This window comes from Desulfatiferula olefinivorans (assembly GCF_054657895.1).
On sequence record NZ_BAAHXV010000053.1, the window covers coordinates 1 to 23,212 of the forward strand.

At 59.8% G+C, this 23,212-nt stretch carries 20 protein-coding genes; all 20 read right to left on the bottom strand.

The genetic code is table 11. The features are described from left to right. Positions 1-305: 305 nt before the first annotated feature. A complete protein-coding gene (locus tag ACYQ11_RS20685; protein WP_459925731.1) occupies positions 306-1,913 on the bottom strand; it encodes a methyl-accepting chemotaxis protein in 1,608 nt (535 codons plus the stop codon). Positions 1,914-1,917: 4 nt separating this feature from the next. Next, positions 1,918-2,424, bottom strand: coding sequence for a hydrogenase maturation protease (locus ACYQ11_RS20690; RefSeq protein ID WP_459925732.1), 507 nt, complete (start codon positions 2,422-2,424; stop codon positions 1,918-1,920). Next, positions 2,397-2,855, bottom strand: a complete 459-nt coding sequence (locus tag ACYQ11_RS20695) for a hypothetical protein (protein WP_459925733.1) — start codon at positions 2,853-2,855, stop codon at positions 2,397-2,399. The genes ACYQ11_RS20690 and ACYQ11_RS20695 overlap by 28 nt, the downstream gene beginning before the upstream one ends. After that, positions 2,852-3,103, bottom strand: coding sequence for a 4Fe-4S dicluster domain-containing protein (locus ACYQ11_RS20700; protein WP_459925734.1), 252 nt, complete (start codon positions 3,101-3,103; stop codon positions 2,852-2,854). The genes ACYQ11_RS20695 and ACYQ11_RS20700 overlap by 4 nt, the downstream gene beginning before the upstream one ends. After that, positions 3,103-4,524: a Ni/Fe hydrogenase subunit alpha gene (locus ACYQ11_RS20705; RefSeq protein WP_459925735.1), complete on the bottom strand. Its 1,422-nt coding sequence runs from the start codon at positions 4,522-4,524 to the stop codon at positions 3,103-3,105. Before ACYQ11_RS20705 ends, ACYQ11_RS20700 begins: the two co-directional genes overlap by 1 nt. Beyond that, complete coding sequence (locus tag ACYQ11_RS20710) at positions 4,517-5,467, bottom strand: NADH-quinone oxidoreductase subunit B family protein (RefSeq protein WP_459925736.1); 951 nt, start codon at positions 5,465-5,467, stop codon at positions 4,517-4,519. Before ACYQ11_RS20710 ends, ACYQ11_RS20705 begins: the two co-directional genes overlap by 8 nt. Continuing rightward, entirely contained in the window at positions 5,464-6,000 is a 537-nt protein-coding gene (locus tag ACYQ11_RS20715; protein WP_459925737.1) for a hypothetical protein, read from the bottom strand. Before ACYQ11_RS20715 ends, ACYQ11_RS20710 begins: the two co-directional genes overlap by 4 nt. 408 nt (positions 6,001-6,408) lie before the next feature. Next, entirely contained in the window at positions 6,409-7,260 is an 852-nt protein-coding gene (locus tag ACYQ11_RS20720; protein ID WP_459925738.1) for an alpha/beta hydrolase, read from the bottom strand. Continuing rightward, positions 7,257-7,943, bottom strand: coding sequence for a histidine phosphatase family protein (locus ACYQ11_RS20725; RefSeq protein ID WP_459925739.1), 687 nt, complete (start codon positions 7,941-7,943; stop codon positions 7,257-7,259). The genes ACYQ11_RS20720 and ACYQ11_RS20725 overlap by 4 nt, the downstream gene beginning before the upstream one ends. Before the next feature lie 3 nt (positions 7,944-7,946). Beyond that, positions 7,947-9,713: an ABC transporter ATP-binding protein gene (locus tag ACYQ11_RS20730; RefSeq protein ID WP_459925740.1), complete on the bottom strand. Its 1,767-nt coding sequence runs from the start codon at positions 9,711-9,713 to the stop codon at positions 7,947-7,949. Positions 9,714-9,786: 73 nt separating this feature from the next. Next, positions 9,787-10,629 (bottom strand): LpxI family protein, encoded by an 843-nt coding sequence (locus tag ACYQ11_RS20735; RefSeq protein WP_459925741.1) that lies wholly within the window; start codon positions 10,627-10,629, stop codon positions 9,787-9,789. A 57-nt stretch (positions 10,630-10,686) separates the two neighbouring features. Continuing rightward, on the bottom strand, positions 10,687-11,472 hold the full coding sequence (lpxA, locus tag ACYQ11_RS20740; protein ID WP_459925742.1) for an acyl-ACP--UDP-N-acetylglucosamine O-acyltransferase: 786 nt from the start codon (positions 11,470-11,472) through the stop codon (positions 10,687-10,689). 6 nt (positions 11,473-11,478) lie between these two features. Then, a complete protein-coding gene (lpxD, locus tag ACYQ11_RS20745) occupies positions 11,479-12,507 on the bottom strand; it encodes a UDP-3-O-(3-hydroxymyristoyl)glucosamine N-acyltransferase (RefSeq protein WP_459925743.1) in 1,029 nt (342 codons plus the stop codon). Position 12,508: 1 nt separating this feature from the next. Continuing rightward, complete coding sequence (locus tag ACYQ11_RS20750; RefSeq protein ID WP_459925744.1) at positions 12,509-13,081, bottom strand: OmpH/Skp family outer membrane protein; 573 nt, start codon at positions 13,079-13,081, stop codon at positions 12,509-12,511. Positions 13,082-13,096: 15 nt separating this feature from the next. Continuing rightward, positions 13,097-15,778 carry an outer membrane protein assembly factor BamA gene (gene bamA, locus ACYQ11_RS20755; protein ID WP_459925745.1) on the bottom strand — a complete coding sequence of 894 codons (2,682 nt, stop codon included), beginning with the start codon at positions 15,776-15,778 and terminating at the stop codon, positions 13,097-13,099. Beyond that, positions 15,778-16,503, bottom strand: coding sequence for an ABC transporter ATP-binding protein (locus ACYQ11_RS20760; protein ID WP_459925746.1), 726 nt, complete (start codon positions 16,501-16,503; stop codon positions 15,778-15,780). The genes bamA and ACYQ11_RS20760 overlap by 1 nt, the downstream gene beginning before the upstream one ends. Then, positions 16,496-17,737 (bottom strand): lipoprotein-releasing ABC transporter permease subunit, encoded by a 1,242-nt coding sequence (locus tag ACYQ11_RS20765; RefSeq protein ID WP_459925747.1) that lies wholly within the window; start codon positions 17,735-17,737, stop codon positions 16,496-16,498. The genes ACYQ11_RS20760 and ACYQ11_RS20765 overlap by 8 nt, the downstream gene beginning before the upstream one ends. A gap of 144 nt (positions 17,738-17,881) precedes the next feature. After that, a complete protein-coding gene (lysS, locus tag ACYQ11_RS20770; protein ID WP_459925748.1) occupies positions 17,882-19,363 on the bottom strand; it encodes a lysine--tRNA ligase in 1,482 nt (493 codons plus the stop codon). A gap of 256 nt (positions 19,364-19,619) precedes the next feature. Further along, complete coding sequence (locus tag ACYQ11_RS20775) at positions 19,620-20,837, bottom strand: M48 family metalloprotease (RefSeq protein ID WP_459925749.1); 1,218 nt, start codon at positions 20,835-20,837, stop codon at positions 19,620-19,622. Positions 20,838-20,852: 15 nt separating this feature from the next. After that, on the bottom strand, positions 20,853-23,009 hold the full coding sequence (locus ACYQ11_RS20780; RefSeq protein WP_459925750.1) for a CHASE2 domain-containing protein: 2,157 nt from the start codon (positions 23,007-23,009) through the stop codon (positions 20,853-20,855). Positions 23,010-23,212: the final 203 nt, after the last annotated feature.

Genomic DNA, 23,212 nt, shown 5'->3' on the forward strand with positions numbered 1-23,212 from the left:
CCCCGAGCGGGGGGGATGTGCGGAGGGGGTGGGGGGGGGGAAGGGGAGGTGGGAGTAAAGGTCGTTCGCTAAGGATTGGGGGGGGCGTGTGGTGTTTTGCCCATCCGGGGGGGGGGGGGGGGGGGGGGGGGAAAAGCGCAGCGTGCCCATCACCGGTATAACAAGAATTTTTAAAGATAATGGCATTGAATTACGAATATCTCATGAATTTATCTCTGGGCTACCGGACAAAACCGAAAAAAGATGGATTATGATAGTAGAACCGAGGCCCTTTGTCAACGCATATGACAGTCTCATCCAGACCGTCAGCGTTCGATGCGGAACTGGCTGACCATCCGGCTGAGCTTTTGCGTTTCCGTTTCCAGAATGTGCGCCGACTCCGCCGATTCCCGGGCGATGACGGTGTTCAGCCGGGTCACCTGATCGATCTGGTCCACCGCCTTGATGATCTCGTCCAGTCCCCGGGCCTGTGCCTGACTTCCTGCAGAAATGTCATCGGTCATCCGGCTGATGACGGCTCCGCCGCTGACCGCTTCGGCCAGCCGGCCGTCGATCTCCCGTGAAATCTCTTCACCCCTTCGGGCGTTTTCCACGGATTCCCGGATCAGGCCTTCGGTGCGGCGGGCCGCGTCCGTGGAGCGTGCGGCGAACCGCCGGATTTCCTCGGTCATGATTTCGAACCGGTCTCCGGTGACGCTCACATGGGCCGCCGCCACCGAAGCGTTCAGCCCCAGATTGTGGGAAATTCTCGACACGCTGAGCAGTTCGTCGATGATGGCGCGAAATTCCTTGCCCAGGTCCGCCAGAGCGGCTTCACCTTCCTCACGCGACTGGTTCCTGAACGTTTCTCCGAAATCATCCAGGCGCCGGGCCGCCTCATTGGACCGCTTGGCCAGATTCCGGATCTCCAGGGCCACCACGTCGAAACCGGCGGCGGAAGACCGGATGACCGCGGCTTTTTCCGCAGCGCTGGACGCCAGGGCGTCGGTCTCCTTGGCGATGGCGTCGATTTCCTGGATGATGGCCGTGGTGTTTTCGGCGGCCGCCCGGATCTGGTCCATGGTCACCAGCATCCGTTCCATGGCTTTTTTGCCGGCGGTGATCGCCTCGACGGATTGCCGGGCCGTTTTTCTGGCGTTTTCCGTGTTTCGCGAGGTGACGCCGGAGCTTTCGGAAATCTGGGCCAGATTTTTCGACGCTTCGGAAACCTGGCGGTTCTGGTCGGCGGCCCCCTGCTCCACGCTCTGACTGCTCATGGCGATGCGGTTGCCCACCTCCGTCACGCTTTCCACCGATTCGGCCACCTGGGCGATGGCGGAATGAAGCGAATTGGCCGTGCCGTTGATCACCCGTTTGATCATGGCGTGCTCACCCTTGTAACGGCCTTTCATCCGGGCCCTCAGATCGTAGGCGGCCAGTTTCGACAGGACGTCTCCGGCTTCCTGAACCGGGTCGGTGACGGCGTCCAGGGTTCCGTTCACCCCGCGGATCAGGTCCTGCCAGATGCCGCTGAAATCCCAGTCGTTGCCCCGGGTCCTCAGCCTTCCTTCGTTGATTTTCTCGATCAGATTGTTCGTTTCGTTATGCAGTCCGTAGAGCGTTGCCAGAAGGGTGTTGAGGTTGAGCTTCAGGTCGTTGTACTCGCCTTTGTAATCGTCGATCAGAAAGGGGGGGATGGTGCCGTGGGAAATCTGGTCGATGGCGCTGGCCGCGAGCCGAAGAGGCGTCACCAGGGCGTCGAGCATACGGTTGACCAGGGTGATCAGCTGCCGGTCCTCGCCTTCGAAATCATCGGGGTTGCCCCGCTCGTCCAGCTCGCCGTTCACCATGGCTTCGGCCAGACGGAGGATTTCGTCGCTGGCGCCGGATTTCGGTTTATCGACGCGTTGCAGGGGAGTCTGTACGGTTTTCATAGCCTCATGTCTCCTGTATGATCATATCAAGGACGCATTCCACCGCAGGTTTCAGGGCGGCGGCCGTTTCGGGTGTCATGAACTCGCGCATCCGGTTGAAACACCGCCCCTCGATCCCCACGAGACGGATCTTCGGCGGTATTTTTTCCGGATAAAGGGCCCGGCCGATGGCGATGGTGTCCTTCAGCCCCACGTCGTGGACGGAAATGGACGAGCGACTGAACCGGGGGATCTCGTCCCAGGCCAGGCAGTGGACCGTACCCGGCTCGGCCCCGAAGGCCACGGCATCCACCACGATCAGGCTGTCTTCATCGCCGGTGAACCGATCCAGCAACGACAGGCCGCCCACGGCGGCGTATTCAAGCCGCACATGCCCGGGAAGGGGGCGGGTCTTCAAGGTCTCATAAATGTCGTAGCCGATGGCGTCATCGGCCACCAGGTCGTTGCCGATGCAGACCACCAGGGTGGTCGGCCTGCCGCCGGTCACTGGATTCTGATCCGAGTCCGGCATGTTTCACCGCAGCGGTCGATGTCCGATTTCACGGGCCGGTTGATCAGCTCGTCCACCACCCCGTCCAGATAGAAATGAAACAGTCGGCAGAGGGCCTGGCCCATGGCGAGGTTCCTCTGGCGACAGATGTCCCGGATGATGCAGCGGTCGAACACCATGAACGTGTCGTCGCCTTCTTTTTCCAGGGTAATGCCGAATCCGGCCTTCATCCGTTTCCGGACCACGGCCACCCCGTCCTCGAGCGTGGGATTCTCCAAAAACACGGGGTATTTCCTGGCCGTGTCCCGTCCGGCCATACGGCCCACCGACGAGGTGGCCCCGCCCATGATGTTGTCGATGGTGGCGGCGAAAATATCCGTGAGAAAGGCCACTTCCGTGAACGCGGCCCTGTGGTCTTCGAGGGTCAGATCGGTAAGGGCTTGACTGCTCATAGAAATTTCTCCATTTTTCCGCAGAACGTCTGGTCCCGGTAAAAGTTTTTCACCACATGGTAATCGGCATGGGTGATGGCCCCCGACGGGCAGATGTACGCGCAGGACAGGCAGGCGATGCAGTCCTCGGGACGGCGGATGAGGGCCAGGTTTTTTCCCTCGTCGTAGTCGAAGACGAAGGTGGGGCAGATGTCGGCGCAAAGGCCGCAGCCCCGGCAGGACGGTTCGTGCAGCTGAATCTCCACCATTAACGGTTCCTCCTTACGGTTCGGACAATATCGCCCCCCCGCATCACCACGATATCCAGGGGCATGGCCCCCAAGGCGTGGGTGGCGCAGGACAGACAGGGATCGTAGCAGCGAATGCCGAATTCAACGGCGTTCAACAGCACGGCGTCGTCCGATTTTCCCAGAACATGGGATATGGCGGCTTTCTCGATGGTCCGGTTGATGGACACGTAGTTCTGCTGGGTGGCCACGATCAGGTTGGCGCTTCGGACAATGCCGTTTTCATCGATCTCATAGTCGTGGATCAGGGTGCCCCGGGGCGCTTCCACATGGGCCACGCCCCGGCCGCCCCTGAAGGTGACGGGCACCCGGGTTTCTCCGAGAATCCCGGGGTCGGTGATGATCTGGAGCGCCCGTTCGGCGGCGTACAGGATTTCCACCACCCGGGCGTAGGCCTGGAAGACCACGGCATGACAGGGATCGCCACCGAGTTTCCGCAGCGAGGCCAGTTCGACATCCGCCGCTTCGGTGCCGAATCCCTCCGCCAGGTTCACCCGGGCCAGGGGGCCCACCCTGTAATCGTGACGGGTTCCCTCCCACAGAAGCCGGACCTCCTTCATGTACGACCAGTCCACCACCGTTTCTTCCATGTATTTTTCATAGTCTCCGGCAGGGAATTCGGCCGTCACGCCGCCCGTCGCGTCCACGGCCCTCAGGGTTCCGTTCAGCATGGCGATGTTCCCGTCCTGAACCGTGCCCACATGCCAAGAGGGAATCACCCAGTCCGACATCAGGGAAGGATGCGCGTCGATGAGGCGGAGCAGCAGCTCCTTGGCAGCCACGGCCAGTTCGGGAACCAGGATGTTGATTTCCTCGATCCAGGATTGAAGACGGCTTTTCTTTTCACTGTCCAGGACAAAGGAGACGCCTCCGGCCACCGAGGTCACGGGATGAATGCCCCGGCCGCCAACCAGTTCCCCGATTTTCTGACCCAGGCTCCGGCAGCGCAGGGCCTTTTTCGCAAGCTCGGGATTGGCCCTCACAATACCCGCCACGTTGCTTTCCGAAGGGTCCGAGGCCAGACCGAACACCAGATCCGGCCCTTCGAGAACAAAGATCGACAACACGTGGGAGTGAATCAGATGTCCCAGACACAGCAGTTCCCGGAGAAGCAGAGCCGCCTTAGGAGCCGTGACGCCGGCCGCATTATCCAGGGCCTTGGACGCGGCCAGATGGTGGGCCGCCGGGCAGACGCCGCAGATCCGGGCGGTGATCAGGGGCATGCGGTCCGCCTCCATGCCCGCGAGAATCCGTTCGAAGCCCCGGAGTTCGTTGACCACAAGACCGGCCGAGGCCAGGGACCCGTCGTCGCCGATGTTCAAAAACACCCGGGCGTGCCCTTCGATCCGGGTCACGGGGTCGATGGTGATGGTTCTATTCATAGCCGGCCTCCGCGTCTTTGAGCCATTTGTTGATGAGGAAGGTGGGTTTGTCGCCGATCATGGTGGACGCCATGGTGTAGGAATAGTGGGATTTGGCCGTCCGTTCGATCTCCCGGATGATGGTCTGCCGGGGAATCCGGGTGAGGCGCGACATCCTGTCGGCGATTTCCGTGCGGATGTCCCGGTTGGGTTCGGTCAACACCTGCATGGTGGCTCCGGCGCAGCCCGTACAGACCACCCCGTTGGTGGGACAGGGGGCCAGACAGCGATCCAGGGTCACGCTGCCCATGCAGATGTAGCCCTGGCTGAGAAAACAGAGCCTGGGATCCGGAATGCCCTCGGAACTGCTCTTGATCCGGTCGATCTCGGTTTTTTTCATGATCCGGTTGCAGCGGGCGCACACCGAGCGTTTGCCGGCTTTGGGCGCCCGGCCTTCCACCAGAGAGATCAGGGCGTCGAACACGAAGGCCGGATGGGGCGGGCAGCCGGGAAGGTACATGTCCACGTCGATGACCTCGTCGATGGGCATCACCATCTTTTCAAAGGAGGCCACCTCCACCGAGGGACCGGTGTGGGTGGCCGTGGTCTTGCCGTTCACGTACACCGTATCGAAGATGTCGCTGCGGCTGTGGACCGTGCCCGCCCCCACGATGCCGCCGTACACGGCACAGGAACCCCAGGCGATAACCAGATCGCAACTTTTTCGCATCGCCTCGGCGGCGTGCCGGTCGTGCTCGTTCCGGATCGCGCCGGACACCAGGCCAACCCGGGCTTTCGGGTATCCCTTGATGTCCGTGAGAACGGGACAGCGCTGGATCGTCACCGCGTCCAGCACTTTTTCGATTTTCTCGTGGAGGTCCACCACGGCCACGTGGCAGCCGCCGCAGTCGCTCAGCCATTCCAGGTTCACGGTAACCGGCTTTTTCGCCGCGTTGTCGCTCATGGGGTCACCTCGCCATCGTCTTTTTTTTCGCCGGAATCGCTGTTCCGGTTCACCACCAGTTTTTTCAGGCAGGCGTTTTCCCCGGCGTGGATGATCTCAAGGGTCGAGTCGACACCCATGATGTTCCGGATGGCTCCGGAAAAGAACCCGTTCATCATGTTGCAAAGCGAGCCTTTCTGGTTGTGCCCGAATCTGAACAGGGACTGGCGGATCATGCAGTCGCTGAACGCAAGGAGAATTTCCTCTCCGTTTCCGGTGGAAAGAACCAGCGAGGGCCGGTCGTGGGGCTTGAACGGCTCGAAATGCCAGAGGCAGTTGTATTTCACCAGCACATCCCGGATCGTTTCCAGGGCTTCGACGATGTCGGTTGTGGCGGGCGCCCCTTCGGAAAACTGCATGCCCAGGCGTTTGCCCGCCAGAAAGGAAATGCTGTTGGCCGACTGGCCGATGGCCTGCTCGATCCCGCCGGCCAGGGCTCCCAAAAAATTCATGGCCTCCTGGAGCGAGGCCCGCGCTTCGGCGATGTCATTCACGATATAATCATTCCTTTGCCGTTTTATACAACAACAAAAAAAGGGTTGGATGGCAGGACGGCAACACTGGGTCACGGTCGCTCGGATTAAGGTCATCTCATGAATACGGTTGGTCTGGGCTTTGGATTCACATGACGGTGTGAAACAACAAGATCTTTGTTTGAAAATTGTGAGCCATTATAAAGAAAGCCCGAGGGGTTTGTCAATTGAACTTTGCTTTTTTCCGCCTTCCGGCGAAAAAAACAATTTCTGATCAACTGTCTGTTATTACATAGTGTTATCCATGGTCAACCACCGGTTCTTTTCCGAATAAGCAAGGCCGTACCAATTAGATTATTTCGTTTTGTTTCACACCGGTTCCGGCCGGAAAAAGCCGGATTCGATTCGGGAGCCGGGGTTCACTATGATTTATTGCCCGCTCAGGGCTTCCCGGAAGAAATCCAGGACCATGGGCTGATAACGGTAACCCTGGACGGTCAGGGCGGAAATGTGGCGACCGCCGTCGACGGTCAGAAGGGTCTTGGGGTCGCGGGCGCGGTCGAACAGGCGGGGCGCATGGTCATAGGGAACCACCTCGTCGTCGGTGCCGTGAATGATCAGGACGGGGATGGGCGACAGAAGGCCGATCAGGTCGCCGGAATGGAAGGAGTCGGTGGCCATCACATAGGACAGGGGCGTCTTGAACCACCGAAGCAGGGGAATCTGACCGATCTTGTCCCGGACGATGCTGCGGTAGGAGTAGAACGTGCTGTCGACCACCACCGCCCGGACGGCGCCCTCCCCGGCCGCGGCGGCCACGGCGACGGCGTTGGCCCCGCCCAGGCTCTGGCCCAGAAGCACCACCCGGTCCGGGTCCACATCGCTCCGGCTCAGCACATAATTGAGGGCTGCCATGGAATCCTCGAACAGACCGCGCCGGGACGGCCGGCCTTCAGAGGCGCCGTAGCCCCGGTAATCGAACATCATCACCTGGCAGCCCTGATAGGCCAGCGGGCTGACATATTTCAGATGGGCCGACATGTTGGCCGCATTGCCGTGAAAGTGGATGATTGTGACCCAGGACGGGCCCCGGGAGGGAATGAACCAGCCGTGGAGACGGGTTCCGTCGCCGGCTTCAAAGGCGACGTCCTCATAGCTCAGCCCCGAATCCGCAGGCGTCATATACATCGTGTCATTGGGATGATAAAACAGGCCGTTGGCACAGCCGGAAAGGCCCAGCGCCGCAAGCAGGCAAAGAAGCGTGATGATGCGTTTCATCATAACTCCATGGAAAGGGCCACAGGCCCCGTCTGGTGATTGACCGCATAGACCGTGTCTCCGTCCGGAAACAGCACCACCCCTTCCAGGTAGTCGACCTTGCCGCACTGTTCATGGGAAAGACCCAGGACGTACTCCTTGATCAGATACATGTTCCAGTCATGGGTCACCGACACCTGGAGGGTGTTTTTATCAATCTCCCGGAGCCCGCCCACCAGCACGCGAAGCATCTGCCGGGCCGCCTCCCGGGCGTTCATCAGGATGCTCTCGCCGATCACGCCGTCCATCCAGTTCCGGATAAAGGTAAACACGTCCTGCTCCATCACCAGATTCACGGTTTTTTTGATGTCGTTCACATAAAAGGGCGCCAGGGATTCGACCACCCGGTTGTCGCAGGTCAACCCGCCGGCCTGCCGCACAAAGCCCTTGTCGATCAGGTAGGCCGTCTCGATGCAGCGGCCGATGTAACTTGAAAAAAACTCCACGCTGACATGGTAGGGCAGCTGTGCGCCCAGGGCAAGGGCCATGTCCCTCCCCTTTCCGGTCAGGCACATGAAAGGCTCCATCCTTATATCGTCATCGTAATGCCGTGCCGAATGGCGGAGCAGCAGGGACATGCGGTCAACGCCCCGGGCGGTCAGATCCCGGATCAGGGTGGCGACGGGGGCAACATGGGTGCTTTTCATAGATCATTCCTGTGATGTTTCGTCCGTGTCGGCGAACTGCATGGCATGCAGTCTGTAATACTCGCCCCTTCGGGCCAGAAGTTCGTCATGGGTGCCTTCTTCGATGATCCGGCCCCGGACCAGCACGATGATGCGGTCCGCGTGGGTCACGGTCGAGAGCCGGTGGGCGATCACGAAGGTGGTCCGTCCGGCCATCAGGTTTTCAAGGGCCTTTTGCACCACCTTTTCCGCCTCGGCGTCCAGGGCCGAGGTCGCCTCGTCGAGCAGGAGGATGGGCGCGTTTTTCAACAGGGCCCGGGCGATGCAGATCCGCTGTTTCTCGCCGCCGGACAGGCGGCTCCCAAGCTCACCGATGGGGGTGTCGAAGCCCTGGGGCAGCTTCATGACAAAATCATAGGCAAAGGCCGCCCGGGCCACGTCTTCGATGGCGGCCCCGTCGGCGTCATGGTTTCCGTAGGCGATGTTGTCCCGAATGCTTTCGTTGAACAAAATGGCGTCCTGGGTGACCATGGCGATCCGGCTTCTAAGATCGGCAAGGGACGCCTCGCGGATATCGAGCCCGTCGATCGTGATCCGCCCTCCGCCCACATCGTAGAACCGCGGAATCAGGTTGAGCAGGGTGGATTTGCCCCCGCCGCTCATGCCCACCAGGGCGATGACCTCACCGGGCCGTGCGGTGATGCAGATGTCGTCGAGCACCGTGTCCCCGCCATAGCTGAACGACACATGGTCGAAGGCGATCAGGTGGTTGCCCCGGGGAAGGGGCCGGGGATTCACGGGATCCGTGATGTCCGACTCGGTCTCGATGATGTCGAACACCCGGTCCACGGCGGCCAGGCCCTCCTGGACCGTGTTGTTGAGTTTGGTCAGCTTCTTGAACGGTTCGTACAGCAGAAACACCGCCGTCAGAAAGGAAAAAAAGGTCCCGGTGGTGGAGGTGCCCCGAACCACGCCGTTGCCGCCGTACCAGACGATAAAGGCGATGCCGAGCCCCCCGCAGATGTCCATGATGGGCGAGGACAGGGCCTGGGCCTTGACCTTCTTCATCTCATAGCGGAACAGGCCGTAGGACTTGCGAAAAAACCGCTTTTTCTCGTAGTCCTCCCGGCCGAAGGCCTTGACGATGCGGTTGCCGGCAAAGGTCTCATGGAGAAAGGAATTCATGTCGGCCACCGATTCCTGGGTGCCGGTGCTGACCTTGCGGATGCGCCGTCCCAGCTGCACAATGGGCAGAAAGGCCAGAGGCACCACCACAAAGGCGATGAGGGCCATCTTCCAGTCCCGGTAAAACACGACCACCGTCAAACCCACGATGGCGAAACAGTGTTCGATGGCGCCGGTGACCACCGTGGACACCATGCCCTTGATCACGGCCACGTCGTTGGTGATCCGGGACATCAGCCCGCCGGTTTTCTCCTTTTGGAAAAAACTGAGCGACAGGTCCTGGATCTTGTCGTACAAATCGTTTCGAAGGGTCATAACGATGCTCTGACCCACATGATTCATCAGGTATTCCTTGCCCAAAACGGCCAGGCCCCGGAGCAGGGAGGTGACGATGACCACCACGGGAATCAGGGTCAGCATCATCTCGTCCTTGGCGATGAAGATATCATCGAGGATATTTTTGATCAGAAAGGCCAGAACCGCCGTGGTCCAGGACACCACCATCATGCAGACCATGGCCGTGGCCAGCTTGAGCCGGTTTTTCCGGATCAGGGCAAGGATATGCCGGTATCGGTTCTGTCTGAAAAATTCGGATATGATTTTCATGAAAAAGCGGTCCTTCGCGTCACCCGGCCACCGCCCGCGTCGGGATAAACCGGGATCTTTGAATCACGGCGCGTCAATGCGACCGTTTTTTTTGGGCATCAGGCGCCTCGTCTTCGGAAAGGGCCACGATGATCATGCCCGTGTGATCGGCCAGGGCCACCATGGCGTCGCGGTCGAACACCACCGACCGGCCCGCCTCGACAACCAGAACCCGGATACCCGCCGCCTGCATGGTTTCAAGGGTTTTCAGACCCACGGCGGGAACATCGAAACGCATGTCCTGATTGGGTTTGCTGACCTTGACGACCACCGCGTCGCCCCGGGCCAGGGTTCCCCCCCGAAGAATGGTGGCATCGGTGCCGTCGACGGCTTCCACGGCCAGCACCGACCCGCCGCCGATCACCAGACACTGACCGATGTCAAGACGCCCGATCTCCTTGGCCAGCCGGAACCCGACGCGGATGTCGGCCCAGTTCGCCCGGGTCGGGTTGAGGCGGGTCCAGCATCCCTCTTCGGCCAGAATCCCGGGCAGCAGAAAGGTGGACGACCGAACGGTAACGCCTTCCTTTTCCAAAAAACGGGCACAGGCCCCGAGAAGCCCGTCGTCGTGCGTATGCCGGAGGGAGGCCAGAAGCATCACGGCCTTGAGATCCGGCTTGATATCGGAAAAAATCCGCGTTTTTCGAATGCCGCCCACCAGCACGGTGTCGGTGATCCCGTGGCGTCGGAAAAATCCCAGCAGTTTCTTCACCTGACCCAGGTGCATCCAGATCAGCTGGTCGGCTGCCTGTTCAAGGGCCGGGTCCGCCTCACCCGCGATGGCCGCCACAAAGACACCGTAACCCTTTTCCCTGGCCGCCTGTGCAAACAGAAGGGGGAACTGGCCGTTCCCCGCAATGATACCGATCCTCGTCATGGGTTCTTCCTCACCCCCGGGGCCAAACCCCGCGTCATCGGGACCCGGTCACGGTGTTCACCGGGTCACCCCGCGGCTCGATGCGCTGATGAAATCGATAAAGGCGATCACCTCCGGCAGCAGGTCGACTTCGGCACGAACCCTCTCCACGGCTTCGGTGGACGTCAGGCCGATCCGGAACACGATCCGGTAGGCCTTCTTGAGGGCGGCCAGGGTGGAGGGTGAGAAATTGTGTCTCTGGAGGCCCACCTTGTTCAGACCATGGAGCTGGGCCCGGTCGCCTGCGGCGATCACGAAGGGCGGCACGTCCTTGACCACGGCCGATTTACCTCCGATATAGGCGTAGTCGCCCACCCGGACAAACTGGTGAATGGCAACAAGCCCCCCCACCGTCACATAGTCGCCCAGCACGATATGGCCGGCCAGGGTCGAGTTGTTGGCCAGGATGACCCGACGGCCGATGCGGCAGTCATGGGCCACATGGGCGTAGGCCATCAGGTAGTTTTCCTCGCCCAGCTCGGTGATACCGCCGCCCACGCCGGTGCCCCGGTTGATGGTGACGAACTCGCGGATCACGGTGCCCCGGCCGATTTTCAGATAGGTTTTTTCACCGTGATATTTCAGGTCCTGGGGCGCGGCACCCACGGACGCGTATTGAAAAATGGTGCAGTCCGGCCCCACGGTCACAAACTGGTCGATGACCACATGGGACGCGATGGTGGTGCCGGGACCGATGATCGTATCCCCCTTGATGATCGAATACGGACCCACCGTGACGTTGTCCCCCAGCTCTGCCGACGGATCGATGATGGCCGTAGGATGTATCTGTACTCCCTTGGACATAGACTTTCATTCCCCCTTTTCCTGCCGTTCGTTGACAATCTTTTCCAGGCGGCCCAGGCGTTTTTTAAGCTCAGGAAGCCGGGCCGCCACGGTTTGTGCTTTCATCCACTGTTTGTGGGGCATGGCCGGAATGCCCGACATCACGGCGTTCTCTTCCACCGATTTGAGAACCCCGGCCTTGGGACCGATGATCGCGTTGTTGCCGATAATCAGATGGCCGGCGACCCCCACCTGTCCGGCAAGAATCACATGGTTTCCGATCACGGCGCTTCCCGCGATGCCCACCTGGGCCACCAACAGGGTGTTCTCACCGACCACCACGTTGTGCCCCACATGGACCAGGTTATCCGTTTTCACGCCGTTCATGATCCAGGTTTCCCCATGGGTTCCCCGGTCAACGGTATTGTTTGCGCCGATCTCCACATCATCGCCGATGCGGACAATCCCCTTGTGGGGAATCTTCAGATAACGTTCCCCGTCGGGGACAAAACCGAAGCCGTCGCTGCCGATGACGGTCCCGGCATGGATGGTGACCCGGCTGCCGATCACGCAGCGGTCCTGAATCGTCACATTGGGATAGATGATCACATCGTCACCCAGAATGACCCCGTCGCCGATGACCACGTTGGGGTAAATCCTGACGCGATCGCCCACCGTCACCCGATCACCGATCACCACCCCGGGGCCCAGATCCACCGGCCCGCCCAGGGTCACCTGACGGCCCAGGCAGACCGAGGCGTGGATACGCGGCTCGACGCAGGGTCCGGGATTGAAATGACCCGACAAACGGACAAAGGCCATGCGCGGGTGGGCCACATAGATCACGTTGCCCGGCAGGTCCCCGGCATCGTCGGGAACCAGCACGGCCCCGGCGCGGATATCGGCGATCCGGGTCAGATAGGGCGCGCTTTCCGCAAAACAGATATCGAAAGGCCCGGCCTGTTCGAAGGCGGCGACGCCGGTGATCGTATGGTGTTGATCGCCCTTGAGCCTGCCGCCAAGCATCTCGGCGATGGATGCGAGAGTCATGCTCATATCACTTCCCCCCCGTGTATTGTCGGTCGTACTCCTCGATCACCCGGCCGGTGATGTCCGTGGACGCCGGGGCGTACACGATGTCGGTTTTTTCGAGAATCAGCAGGTAGCCGCCCTTTTTTCCGATGGCCTCAACCAGGGTCGACACGGCCTGACGGATGCCTGCGGTCCGTTCGGCGTTGATCTCCTTCAGGGCGGCCGTGTAGGCGGCCTCAGCCTCGTTGAAGGCATCGAGTTTCAGCGTCAGCTCAAGTTTCTTCTCCTCCCGGTCCGAGGCATCGCCCACAAGTTCCATGCGCTCTAAGGCGGCTTTGAGATCGACGATCTCCTGCCGGCGTTTTGTCAGATCCGCAGACCGCTGGTCCTGTTTCTGTCTTAAGGCCGCGGCCGCCGCTTTGCCGGCCAGGGAGTCCCGCAGAACCCGCTGGAAATCCACCACGCCGATCCGGGCCACATCGGCGGCCCGACTGTCTTTTACAAATCCCGGCGCCGTGAAAAGACCCAGGACCGCCGCACAGACAAAGGCCCATCGGACGGATGATCGCCGGGTGAGGTGTCGGAATGCCGCTGTCATGATCGCTGTCCTTTGTTAAAAGGTTCCGCCCATGGTGAAATCCCATTTTCCGCTGCTGGGCTCACCGGGCCTGGGATCGATGATGTAGCCCCGCTCGAAACGGATGGGGCCGATGGGCGAAAACCACCGGATACCAAAACCCCAGCTGCGTCTCAGATGATCGAAATCCACATGGCTGTCCTTGGCGTAAACGTTTCCTGCGTCGAAGAATACCAGACCGAGAAACCCCTCGGTCGAAAACAGGGGACGAAGCAGTTCCACGTTGAACTGGACGTATTTTTCACCCCCCACATCCACATAATCGGTCACGGGGCCGTCGGGCCCGATGTAAGTGTAAGGTTCCTTTAGACAGATATCGTTCCAGCCGAAGCCCCGGATGGAGTTCATACCGCCAAGGAAAAACTTCTCGTAGGGCGGCAGGATACCGTCGCTGTTTTCACGCACATAGCCGCCCTCGCCGTGAAGATGGCCGATAAACCGGCTGATCAAAGGAAAATACCGGGACATGGTCAGTTTGTATTTGGTGAACGAGATATCGCCGCCAAACGGACCGCCGGCATACTCGACGGAAAGCGCACTGTCGGTCCCCCGGGTGGCCTGGGCGTTGTAGGCCCGGTCCCGGGAGTCGTAATGCAGGGTACTGCCGGCGCTGCGGGTGGTGTACTCGCCCTGGAGCAGATAGGTAGTGTAGTCGGCCCCCAGCTGGATATTGGAAATATCGTTGATTTCATAGGCGTAGGACACATAGAGCCGGGTGTAGTCGAAGACCGGATACCCGAATTTCAGGGACCCGCCCAGGGTCTGTTTGTCGTAGTAATCGTACTCCCGCTCCCAGTTCATGAACTGGATCTGCGCGGACAGGGGGATGTCGAACAGCCAGGGTTCGATGAAGCTCATCGAGTACTTGTTGCTGTTGTCCCCGAACTCGCCCTGGATGTTCAGGGTCTGGTCCCGGCCGAACAGGTTGCGCTTGGCCACGGCCAGGGTCCCGAACAGTTTGTCCTGGCTGCTGTAGCCCATGCCGAAGGTGAAGGTGCCGGTGGGTTTTTCCGTGACGTCGATGATCAGGTCCATGGTGTTCGGCTCACTGCCCGGCTGGGTGCTGACCTTGACGTCCTCGAAGTAATCCATGCGGTAAAGGTTGCGAACGCTTCGCTTCATCTTGGTGCCGCTGAACAGTTCCTTTTCATGGACCTGGAGCTGCCGACGGATCACCTTGTCCCGTGTGACGAGGTTGCCGCCGATGACGATGCGGTCGAAATGCACCAGATCCCCTTTGCGGATCTCGAACTCCACGTCGGCGGTGAGGGTGTCGGGATTGCGCGACAGACGCGGATAAATCGAGGCCGCCGCGTACCCTTTGTCCGAATACATGTCGGTCAGCGTCATCACATCCTGCTGGATGATTTCCCGGTTGCAGTACTCCTGCTTGGGAATGGACAACCGGGCCAGAAGGTCGTCCCGGGATTCGAGCATATCGCCGGAAAGGCCGACCGTTCCGGTTTTGTATCGGGGGCCCTCGTCGATCTTGACGGTCACGAAAATCCAGTTGCCCTCGTATTCGACCACCGGCTCGGCGATACGGACATCAATATAACCCTGGCGCTGGTATTCGGCGCCGATGGCCGCCACGTCGGTGTTCAGGTCGGCGGTGTCCAGCACCCCCGAGGACGTCAGCCAGGAGAAAAAGCCCTTCTCCTTGGTCTTCATCATTTTTTTCAGTTTTTTATCCGTAAACGCGGAGGCCCCTTCGAAGGTGATGGTCTTGATCAGGACCTTCTCCCCTTCGTCGATGACGAACTCCAGGTCTGCCTGGTTGTTTTCACGCGGATAAGTTTTATAGGTGACCTTGGTGTTGTGATAGTGCTTTTCCTGATACAGGGACTCGATCTGACGGATGTTGGACTTGATCTTGAAGCTGTTGAGAATGGACCCGGGGGTGATGGTCACCTCCTTGAGGATCTTCTCACTGTCCAGGGCGCTGTTACCCTTGATCTTGACCTTGTGCACCGTGGGCTTTTCCTGGACCGTGAAGACCACCCGGGTGCCCGCGTCGGACCGTTCGGCCTCGATGCGGATATCCTCGAAATAGCCCATGGCAAAAATGCTCTTCAGGTCCTCGCTCAGCACCGCCTTCTGAAACCGGTCGCCGGGCTTGGCCTTGATGACCCGTAACACGGCGTCCGTCTCGATCCGCTCGTTGCCCCGGATCTCGATGGCGGCGATGGACTCGAATCCGAATACCCGGGTTCCGATGTCAAGGGCCACGGCGTTGACCGTGGACAGAAGATTTTCGATATCCTCGCCCTCGGCGTACAGGTACTCCGGACCCGTCTCCGATGAAACGGCCAGCAGTTTCACATCCAGGCTGATGCGCCGGCCCGGCCGGGTCAGACTGCCCCAGATCACGTAGTCGGCTCCGGCGCGTTGTCCCAGGCGCCGGGCCTCGTCCGCCGACATGGGGCGGGTCGGATCTATCGCCTCCTTGTCCGCGTCGACAATGACGCCCCCGTCCTTTTCAAGCTGCCCGGCAATGATCCAGGGCACCTGGGTTTTCAGATAGGACAGGTCGGTCGGGGAATGGATCTCAAAGGGCAGCGTCATGATCCGCGCTGCACTTTCCGCATGCACCAACGCCGCGCCGCAAAGCAGGCCGATCATCATTGCGCCAAACACACATAAGACTCGTTTTACCATCACATCAACTCCGAATCACCGTCAGGATCATGGGGGACAATGGCCCCCTCGAGCAACGTCACCTGACGTTCCATATAAGCGGCAAGCGCCATGTTGTGGGTCACCACCAGTGTGGTCATGTTGTATTCCCGGTTCAGTTCGTCGAGAAGCTCATGGATCTGTTCACTGTTCTTGCGATCCAGGTTCCCCGTGGGTTCGTCGGCCAGGAGGATGCCGGGTTTCCGGACAATGGCCCGGGCGATGGCCACCCGCTGCTGTTCACCGCCGGACAGTTCCCCGGCCCGGCTCACCAGCCTGCGCCCGAGCCCCACCCGGGTGAGAATCGCTTCCGCCTCGGCGTGGGCTCGCTCTTTGGGCGTTCCGTCGATCAGCATGGGCATGGCCACGTTTTCAAGGGCCGAAAACTCCGGCAGCAGGTGATGAAACTGAAACACGAAGCCGATGCTCCGGTTTCGAAACACCGCCAATTTGTCGTCGGCCAGGTTGAACACATCCTGTCCGGCAATGATCAGCCGACCCGAATCGGGCCGTTCCAGGGTGCCGATGATATGAAGCAGGGTGGATTTCCCGATACCCGAAGCCCCGACGATGGCCAGGGTCTGACCGGCAGCCACCTCAAAATCCACGTCCCGAAGAACGTCCACCTGATAGCCGCCCACCGTGAACCCTTTGGATATTCCTTTAAGCGAAATGGCGGGCGTTTCCGCAGCCACAGCATCAACCATAACGAATCGCCTCGACCGGATCGATCTTCGCGGCCTGCCAGGCCGGATAAAGGGTGGACAGAAAACAGATGACCAGGGCCGAGAGGGCGATCACCACCACATCCCGGGCTTCGAGCAGCACCGGCAGGGTCGAGAAGGCATAGACCGAGGGCAGCTCGATGATGCGCCAGTGCATCAGGATATAACAGATCAAAAGGCCCAGGGCCACCCCGATCCCCGTGCCGATCATGCCGATCACGGTCCCCTGGTACACAAAGATTTTCCGGATACTGCGGTCGCTTGCCCCCATGGTCTTCAGGATGGCGATGTCCTTGGTCTTTTCCATGACCATCATGATCAGGGTGCTGGCGATGTTGAAGGCGGCCACCAGGACGATGAGAATCAGAATCACGAACATGGCCACCTTTTCCAGTTTGAGCGCTGAAAAAAGGCTGGCGTTGATCTGCATCCAGTCCTGGGACCAGTAGGCGGTACCGACGGCCAACAAAATGGTGCGTTTGATCTCCGAGGCCCGGTACATGTCATCGACCCAGACATCCACACCGGTCACCGAATCGTTCATGCGCAGGGCGTGCTGAGCGTCCTTGATGCTCATGTAGGCAAAAAAGGCGTCGTACTCGTACATGCCCGATTTGAACAGGCCCGCCACCCGGAATTTTCTCATGGACGGCACCTGGCCCATGGGCGAGATCATGCCCTTGGGTGAAATCAGATACAACACGTCCCCCTCGGACACGCCGAGGTTCATGGCCAGGTCCTGCCCCAGGATCATGCCGGGCAAAACCGGCTGTTCCGGTTCTGCCGCCGAAGGAGGCGCAAGGGCGGATTCCAGGCCCGGACGATCGTACCCCTCGATGACCTTGACCGACACATCGGGACGGATGCCCCGGACCGAGGCCCCGGACACACCGTAGGCCGACCTTAAAAGAACCTGCCCGCTGATGTACGGCGACACCTCGACGACACCGGGCAGCGTCGCAATCTGTTTTCCCACGAAATCGTAATCGGAGAACTGGCCCCCGTGGCGCAGCACGCTGATGTGGGACTGAAACCCTAAAATCCGCTTGCGGAAATCGGATTCGGCCCCGCTCATCACGGCGATGACCACCACCAGAGCCATGACCCCCACGGCCACGCCGGCCACGGACAGAAGGGTGATCAGGGATATGAAGGATTGTTTTCGCTTGGCTTTGAGATAACGCAAAGCGATAAAATACTCATAGGGCATATCCATGGATATCCTGCAAAAAATCCTTTGAATGATGTCGATTGTCTCTCGCTATTCCTGAAAACCAAAACCCAAGATCCGTGCAGGAACGTCAGCTTGCCCCCCAAGCCAAGATGAAATTAAAAGACCTCGTATAAAAAAGCAACGGATTTATTTCTTTTTCATCAGCGGAAACAAAATGACCTCCCGGATGGACGGGGCGTCGGTCAGCAGCATGGTCAGCCGGTCGATGCCGATACCTTCCCCCGCCGTGGGGGGCATGCCGTATTCCAGCGCCTCGATGTAGTCCAGGTCCATGGCGTGGGTTTCCTCGGCCCCGGCGTCCTTGTCGGCCATCTGCTGGAGAAAGCGGCCTTTCTGGTCATCGGGATCATTCAGCTCGGAAAACCCGTTGGCAATCTCACGACCGGCGATAAACAGCTCAAACCGTTCGGTCAGGGACGGATTTTCATCGCTGCGCCGGGACAGGGGGGAGACTTCCACCGGGTAGCCCGTGATAAAGGTCGGCTGGATCAGATGGGGTTCGACCAGTTCATCGAACAGCTTGGTGATGACCTTACCCATCCGGTCGGCCTTGGTGATATGGATGCCTTTGGCCTCGGCAAAGGCCAGAAGCGCCTTGTGGTCGTCCAGAATGCTGCGGTCCACCCCGCCGATCGTGACCAGGGCATCCATCATGGGAATCCGCGTCCAGGGTTTGGCAAAGTCGATGTCGGCACCCTGATAATGCACCAGGGCCGATCCGGTGACCTGTTCGGCCACATGGCGGAACAGGGCTTCGGACAGATCCATCAGATCCGTGTAAGTCGCATAGGCCTGGTAGAACTCGACCATGGTGAATTCCGGGTTGTGTCGGGTCGAGACGCCCTCGTTCCTGAAGTTCCGGTTGATTTCGAACACCCGCTCGAATCCGCCCACCACCAGCCGCTTCAGATAAAGCTCCGGCGCGATGCGCAGGTACAGCTCCATGTCCAGGGCTTTGTGGTGGGTCACAAAGGGCGTGGCCTCGGCACCGCCTGCAACGGGCTGCATCATCGGCGTTTCCACCTCCAGATAGTCCCGGTCGAGCAAAAAATTCCGAACGGCCTGGACCACCTTGCTCCGGCGGATGAAGATCTCCTTGACGTCCGGGTTCATGATCAGGTCCACATAGCGCTGACGATAGCGTTTTTCCGGATCTTTCAGGCCGTGGAACTTCTCGGGCAGGGGCCGGGCCGTCTTGCAGACCAGGCGGAATTCCGTGGCCAGCAGGGTCCATTCTCCGGTCCTTGTCTGGAACATCGTTCCCGTCAGACCGATAAAATCCCCGATATCCAGCTTTTTGAACAGATCATAGGCCTCATCGCCGACCTTGTCCTTCTGGATGTAAGCCTGGAGCTGACCGGTTCGGTCCTTGAAGCGGATGAACGAGGACTTGCCCATCTTGTTGATGGCCATCATCCGGCCCGCCAGGACGAACACCGGGCCGTCCGTTTCAAACCGTTCCGGGGACGCGGCAACGGCCTCCGTCACCTCCCGGATCGTATGCTCGACGGAAAAATCGTTTGGGAAGAGGTTCACGCCGGCTTCACGCAGTTCGGCGTTCTTGATTTTCCGTTTTTCAATCACATCGTTTTTATTCTCGTTTTCCATTACTCACCCTTGAAATCATCTATTTATATATCCGATTGGCGGGCGATAGACGCCCACGGCGGACCGAGGCGGACATGTGATTCCGAACCCCTGGAAAAACATGGGGTCAATCCACAACAAACAGGTCTAAATATCCTATTTACATGGGAAGTGTCAACATCAATACCCCGAAAGATCAGGGCAACGGCAGGGGGCATGGGCCGGGCCGGTTTGTCACCCCCTGCGGGGCGCACAAACCGGCCCGGATCACGGACCGTCATCGGATCTGCTGCTGATAGCGGCTCTGGAAGGTTTCGTAATGGCGGGTATCTTTGTATTTGCCGGACAATAGGGGCTCAAGAGCTCCGATGCGTTTGTCCATGGCGTTGGGCAGCCAGTGGCTGGCGTCTTCCGGATTCCGGCTCGCGGGGATTTTCGTTTTCAGACGTTCGAGGAGGCCGGCCATGCCTGCGGGATTGTACCCGGCCCTTCTGGCGTAAAGCATACCCCGCTCATCGGCCGCCATCTCGTATTCGGCCTTGCGTCCCCGGATGGCCCGCTCGTACATCTCGTCGCACAGGTCGTCCAGCTCCTTCTCATCCTCGTCCACGCCAAGCTCCTCGCCCAATTCGTCAAAAGCGTCTTCGGCCGCGAACTTGGGCTTGCGGATCGTGTATTCGGCCGCCCCGTGATGGAGGGTCACATGGGCGATCTCATGCCCGAGAAGGCAGGCCAGTTCGTTTTCGCTGCGAATGGTTTTCAGCATGCCCTCGGACACCATGATGACCCCGATGGGGGTGGCGTTGGCGAAGATCGCATCGGTTTTCACCACATGAACACAGATCGGCAGATCGTAGAATTCGGTGTTTTCCATGATCAGCTGGGCCACGTTGTTCACGTAGCGCACGAGCGGCTCGTTGGTGGAAAGGCCGGGGGCCGCCAGACGGCCGCAGATGTAGCTGGACAGGGCCACCAGGTTTTCGTCGATACGGAAGGCCCCTTCCCGGCGGACGGCATTTTTCTTCGCGTATTTCTCACGGCTCCAGCGTCCGGCGTAGGTCTCGTTCACGAACCTGATATAGTCGCTGGGCATGATGTACCGGGTGTAGGGATTGGCCATCACCGCCGCGTTGACCGCATCGTCCTTGATCCTGTTTTCGAAAAAGCCCTTGACCGCCGCGGTCACCATGATGTTCGAGATGGACCGCGTGGGGTTCTCACGGGCCATAACCCCGTAATCGATGGCGCTTCCCACCGCGTTGAAGGCGTTGGCCGACACCCATCCCGCCTGGTTGCCGGCGGTCTTGATTTTTTTCCAGGGATCCTGGGCATCGAGCACCGTGACCGTATCACCGGCGTTCAGCACCGTGACGATGGGATAGAATGCGCCGGGCATGGTGCGCACCGACACGTTGTTGTTCATGATCTTTTCGGCAAAGGCCGCCTGGGCGGTCATCACAAGCAAAAGACACCCGATCGTTACTGTTCGTTTCATAATCACCTTCCAGCGTTATTTGGTTTTAAAGGTAAACACCCCATGGTCGTCAACCAGGTCCGGATTGGTCTGAAGCAGACGGCACCTTTCAATATACGCAAGCGACGGCGGGTCGCCGGGGTTGAGTTCAAGCACTTTCTCAAACAGGGTCACGGCCTCGGCCCAGCACCGCGTCCGGTAACAGGCGATCGCCTCCTTGAACCGCTCCTCCACAGCCAGCTTTTCCGGCGTCATGGCCTCGAGCCGGTCCACCAGGGTAAAGACCCGGATCGGCCTGTTCTTTCCCTTGACCCGGATGAAATCCAGCTCCCGGAAAAAATAATCGTCCTTCACATATTCCCAGGTGAATTCACTCATGATGTTCAAGGTGCCGTAGGCCTTGTTCACCCCTTCGAGGCGTGCCGACAGATTCACCGTGTCGCCGATGGCCGTGAAATCCATGCGCCGGGTGCTGCCCAGATTCCCCACCACGATGGGGCCGGTGCTGATCCCGATACGGGTCAGGATTTTCGGACCTTCGGAGGAGATCAGATCGTTGACCCCCTTGTCCCGGAAGGCCAGAATTACCTCGCAGGCGCTTTTGGCGTGCCCTTCCCGGGCCACGGGGGCCCCGAAAATCGCCATGATGCCGTCGCCGGTGTATTTGTCGAGCATGCCCTTCTGATCGAGGACGATGTTGGTCACCGTCTCGAAATAGCGGTTGAGCACCTCGATCAGCGTCTGGGGACTCTTGTCCTCGGCAAAGGTGGTGAACCCCTGGAGGTCGGTGAACAGCACGGTCCCCACCAGTTCGGTGCCTTCGAGATCCACCCTCTCCGGGTCTTCCATCAGAAGATTGATCACGTCCTCGTGGAGGTAGCGCGAAAAAATCGAGCGGATCTGCCGCTTTTTCTGGCCTTCGGTCAGCATCTTGTACATGGCGGCGGCGGCCGAGGTCAGAAACACGGCAAGGACCGGAAAGATGAAATCCACATGGATCATGCGGGAAGAAAACAGATAGAAGCTCAGCCCCACGGCCCCGAGGCCGAGCACGACGGCCAGCGGAAGCGCCGCCGCCAGGGAACGGCTGATAAACACATGGGCCAGAAGCACCATGAGGATTAGGGTCAGAACCGCCGTCCACAAAAGGGTGTCTTCCCGGATGATCCGGTCGTTTTTCAGGTTGTCAAGCAGGGTGGCATGGATCTCGCCGCCCGGGTAGGGGGCCTCCGTCGAGGAAAAGGGGGTGGCCTTCAGATCCATCAGGCCTCCGGCCGTGGCGCAGATCACAACCACCTTGTCCGCAAACTCGGACAGGGGAATGCCCGGTTCCAGGCCGCCCATCAGCTGGGTGGCGGCAATGAACACGTTGTAAAAGGAATCATAGCGGTACACGTTACCTGCCGGTCCGCCTTTGCCGTACCAGTAAATGGGGAAAAACCCGTTCCTGTCCAGGGGGAATCGCTTTTTCCGGGTGACCAGTTCCCCCGTCTCCGGATCGTAGCCGACCAGGGCGTCGTTTTCGGCCGTCAGGTAGGCGGCCAGGGACAGCTGGGGCCGAAGAACACCGCCGGCCTTGAACACCAGGGGCATGCGTCGGCAGACCCCGTCTTCGTCGGCGTGAAAATTCACCACGCCCACGGCGGCGGCGCTTTGGGAAAGGGACGGGATCAGCGGTTCAACGCCACTGTATTCCCGAGCAGGCAGGGCGTCCCCGTTTTCGATGGACAATCCGGAAGCGGTGGCAGGGGCCCGGCCCGGGGCGTCGATGAGGTTTTCACCCAGAACGGTGCGGCCGAAGGCGGCGGCCCCATCGGCAAAAGCCTGCTCCGAGGCGGCCGCATCGATGTCCAGGCGTCCCACCTCGGACTGGGAAAACAGCATATCGAACACCACGGTCCGTGCCCCGGCCTTTTTGAAATAATCCAGGATGATGCCGTAAAACTGGCGGGGCCAGGGCCAGGGAAAATTGAATTTCTCGGAAAACCGGCTGATGGAGGCGTCGTCAATGGCCACCATCACGATATCCGGATCGGCCAGGTCTTTCCGGGCGCAGTGATGCCGGCTGAAATCCTGGGCGCTGTAGGCCATGCGTTTATAAAGGTCGGTCAGGGAAAAAAGATACACAAAAAGCACCACGACCACACCGATGATCGATGCAACGAGAAGCGGTGATGATTTGATTTTGCTCATGATGTTCCTTTTCCCCCCGAAAGCGCCTGCACTCTGACATCACCTTACCCGATCCGTTGGCCGTGCCCTATGAAATGAGTCACATCCGGCCCCGGTATCTGAATTGGATAGCACACCCGTCACCCGGCTGTAAATCCCGGACTGACTCACACCCAGGGCAATCGCCTGGACCTGCACATGCCGTGACAGAAAAGAGCCCCGGA